Raw genomic sequence first — 3,115 nt, 5'->3', positions numbered from 1 at the left:
ATTCGCTCAACAATCAATGTATTCATCCTGAAAATCATTGAACTGACTCATCTACCAGTGCATTATTTGCCTTCACTTTAAATTAAGATGCGTTTGCCCTGAATCACCACCTTAGAAGAAGCTGAACAACCTGCTGTGATTGGGGTTGGTTCTCTCGTTGCCCATAGCGATCCTTACCGCACTTTGTATGCAGCCAAAGGAGAAGTTATTGAAGACTTCGGGGATGAGGTTTGGGTGGCTTGGGAACATTGGAAAGAGCAGCCCAAGAAAACAGACCGATATTTTAAGGATGAATTGCGGCTGTTGTGAAAAGGAGCCAGAAGTCAGAATTCACAAATCAGAATGCTCAATATTTAAAAAGCTAGGAGTCGATTAATATACAACTTTGCACTCAGGTCAATTCTGGCTCCTGACTCCTGAATTCTTAGTAAAGCTTTTAACTTCCAAACAAAGAAATATAAATATCCAGAAAACAGCCCTGCGATCGCCGTGGGTGAAATTTCCGTGCGTCAAAATAGGAGGTTGAATTATGACTATAACTGCTACCCGTAAAGCCAAAAAGCCTGCCAAGGAGAAACCCCAGTCTCCATACAAGCGACTACATGTAATTATCCCAATTGAAGATATGTTGTGGGCTCAAGAGCAAAAACCATCAGTATCGCAATTATGGCAGGAGTGTTGGACATCCGATCCTTATGGTTCTCGGTGGATGCCCTTGTCTACAGCTTTGGGTTACAGTACTTTTATTTGTGTAAAGAAAATTCTCTGTGAAAGTGGGTTATTCATTTTCAAGCCGGACAAGTCGATACAAGACGGACGCGAGACAGTTGGCTGGATGGTGCGAAATTTGCATGGCAGCAGGATGAAGGAGTTTTGGGAGAAAGTCAATGCTCAAACCCAACAAGCAAATTCTACAAAACAACAATCAAATGCTGAGTCCACAGAGAAGAAAGCTGGCTCTGAAGAAATGCGTTGTAAATATGCAGCGTCTATCTCGGACAAAACCGAGCCAGGACAAGGGTTCTACGAACCCTCACGAACTGTTCAAGAACACCTCACAAACTCTTCAGTAGAGTTTGTGAGGTGTTCTTCTTCCACACAAAATAAAAATTTGCATTGTGAGGAAACGGCGATCGCGCCCTTTGGGGGCGCGTCGCCTCAGCCAGTTGAATGCGTGGAAGAAGAAAAAGAAGAGTTACCGAAGAAGAATACATGCGTCAGGAGCCAGAATTCAGAATTGAATTCTGTGCGACTGGTGGATGAATCGTGGTTTAAAGCCCCAGATTTTAAGACGCTCGAAGACTCGCTAACGCTTGTGGATGAAGTGCCGACTCAATCTGCTTCGTTGATAGAAGAAAAGCAGAATTTGGGTGTTGAAGCGATAGTCCCTCATGAAGACACTAATTCTGCTGCGCCCGCAGCCTCTAGTTTTGAAAATTTGGTAACTCAAAGTAGAGAACCAGCGCCAGCCAGTATTGAAACTTCGCTGGTGGTTGAGAATGAAACGTTGGGTAATGAGGATAAAACCGATCGTGAAGGCACTGGTTGCGCGTCGTTCAGCCCAGAGTCTGAGAAATGGTCGAATGAGGCGATCGCCCAGAGGTCAAAAGCACGACCCTGGCGTATGGAAAAGTTAAAGCTAGCAGAGGTATTGAAAGAAAATCCAGGGTTTGAGTTCCTGAGGGAATGTTGGGAGGATGACCCCGCTTTGCAGATTGTGATTAAGGGGTTGTTAAGGAAGTTTCCGCAGTGGAGTTATGTAGCAGTGGATGGTGTGTTGGTTGAGTGGAAGGAGTAGCAGCAAAAACGCCGTTTATTCATTCACCCTACGGATGACGCTCCTGTGTCGCTAACGGCAGTTCCTTTAAGCGGGGGAACCCTACCAACGGACTGCCTCAGCAAGAGCGAATATCTGCATAGCTAAAATTTATCCCTGCAAGATGAAATATTCGTATCAACATAGCAGGCCTTTAACGCACCTTTGTCCGTCCTGGAGTATCTGGTGATCCATGAGATTGTTCACTTGCTGCATCGTAATTATGACAATAGTCTCTCTTCATGCTTTGAAAAGCTCATATCACAGGAATGCAGAACAAATTAAAGTCCGTTTTTGTTAATCAGGAACGGCTAGTTAAGTGAAAGTGAATATATAGGTAAAACAATCAGTGAAAGTTGAGTAATTCTATTCAGAATTAGCGCCAGAACCCAGATGTATAGGCAGCACTGTTGAAGCATAACCATCTCATTACCTAAACTGCCTTCTAGTTCTGTTCTGGCGTGACAGAAAATCTTACCAAAGTTGTTATATAAATTTTGTACTTTGATTTAATAGCTCTAAGCTTTTAAGGAATAGTGCCATGAAAATTGATGAAGAAAGCTACAAACCTTCTAGAGAAAAAGCGATTACTTATTGTAAAGACTTAATCGAGTATTACAAAAGTTGCAGGAAGAAGTTTCGTAATGCCTGGTATGGCTCACAGGCTGCCACTGTAATTTTAGCTGCTGCAACTCCTGTTCTTATATTAGGAAATGCACCAAAAGTACTACAAGCAATTCCTCCCACATTGGCTTCTATTACTGGTGGTCTAGCAGTATTTCGGTGGCAGGAAAATTGGATAATTGGGAAATCCACTCAAGAAGCTCTGGAAGCTGAGTTAATAGCTTTTGAGATTGGTGTAACAGAATCTTATCGAGTTAGTGAAGACAAAGCAGTTGATAATTTTATCACTCGCATAAACACATTACATTTGGCTCAAGTAAAAGAGTGGAGCGCCATTCTTATGAGAAATAAGCTACTTCTAAAAAACAGTGAAGATGGTGAGAATAATCTGGAAGATTCTACTTTGATTTAAGAATTTAAAGACAAATTCTAAATCCCAGCATCACTTGCTCATGGTTAACGCAGTCCTGCTTTTGCTGTGGTTACGCACTAAAGTCAAATCTAATTTTAATTATGGTGATGCTTTTTTGGAAAGCGCATTTTGCAATCGAAGTCTAACAATACGCTTTCCACTATAGTAATCAATTCACTAGTTTCAAATCTTCGCGCTTGGTGTTTGAGCCAACCATCTTGATCAAGTGCTGATTCAAGTAGCTTTGCGCTGAAACATAAAGG

General features: G+C 42.1%; 3 protein-coding genes. All 3 read left to right on the top strand.

The window, feature by feature from the left end; translation table 11 throughout:
- The first annotated feature begins 135 nt into the window (after positions 1–135).
- The 3 genes from H6G41_RS34335 to H6G41_RS34320 all read left to right on the top strand — a co-directional run bounded on the left by H6G41_RS34335 (position 136) and on the right by H6G41_RS34320 (position 2,852).
- Positions 136–309, top strand: a complete 174-nt coding sequence (locus H6G41_RS34335) for a hypothetical protein (RefSeq protein ID WP_242038158.1) — start codon at positions 136–138, stop codon at positions 307–309.
- 220 nt (positions 310–529) lie between these two features.
- A complete protein-coding gene (locus tag H6G41_RS34330; protein ID WP_190752841.1) occupies positions 530–1,798 on the top strand; it encodes a hypothetical protein in 1,269 nt (422 codons plus the stop codon).
- Positions 1,799–2,357: 559 nt separating this feature from the next.
- Positions 2,358–2,852 carry a DUF4231 domain-containing protein gene (locus tag H6G41_RS34320; protein WP_190752837.1) on the top strand — a complete coding sequence of 165 codons (495 nt, stop codon included), beginning with the start codon at positions 2,358–2,360 and terminating at the stop codon, positions 2,850–2,852.
- Positions 2,853–3,115: the final 263 nt, after the last annotated feature.

Source organism: Tolypothrix sp. FACHB-123, assembly GCF_014697075.1.
Lineage (GTDB): Bacteria > Cyanobacteriota > Cyanobacteriia > Cyanobacteriales > Nostocaceae > Aulosira.
The sequence above is the reverse complement of the archived record's forward strand: the minus strand, read 5'-3'. Positions and strand labels throughout refer to the sequence as shown.

Excerpts from the sequence above, each read along its gene's own strand:
- H6G41_RS34330 (WP_190752841.1), top strand. The coding sequence starts at position 530 with ATGACTATAACTGCTACCCGTAAAGCCAAAAAGCCTGCCAAGGAGAAA.
- H6G41_RS34320 (WP_190752837.1), top strand. The coding sequence starts at position 2,358 with ATGAAAATTGATGAAGAAAGCTACAAACCTTCTAGAGAAAAAGCGATT.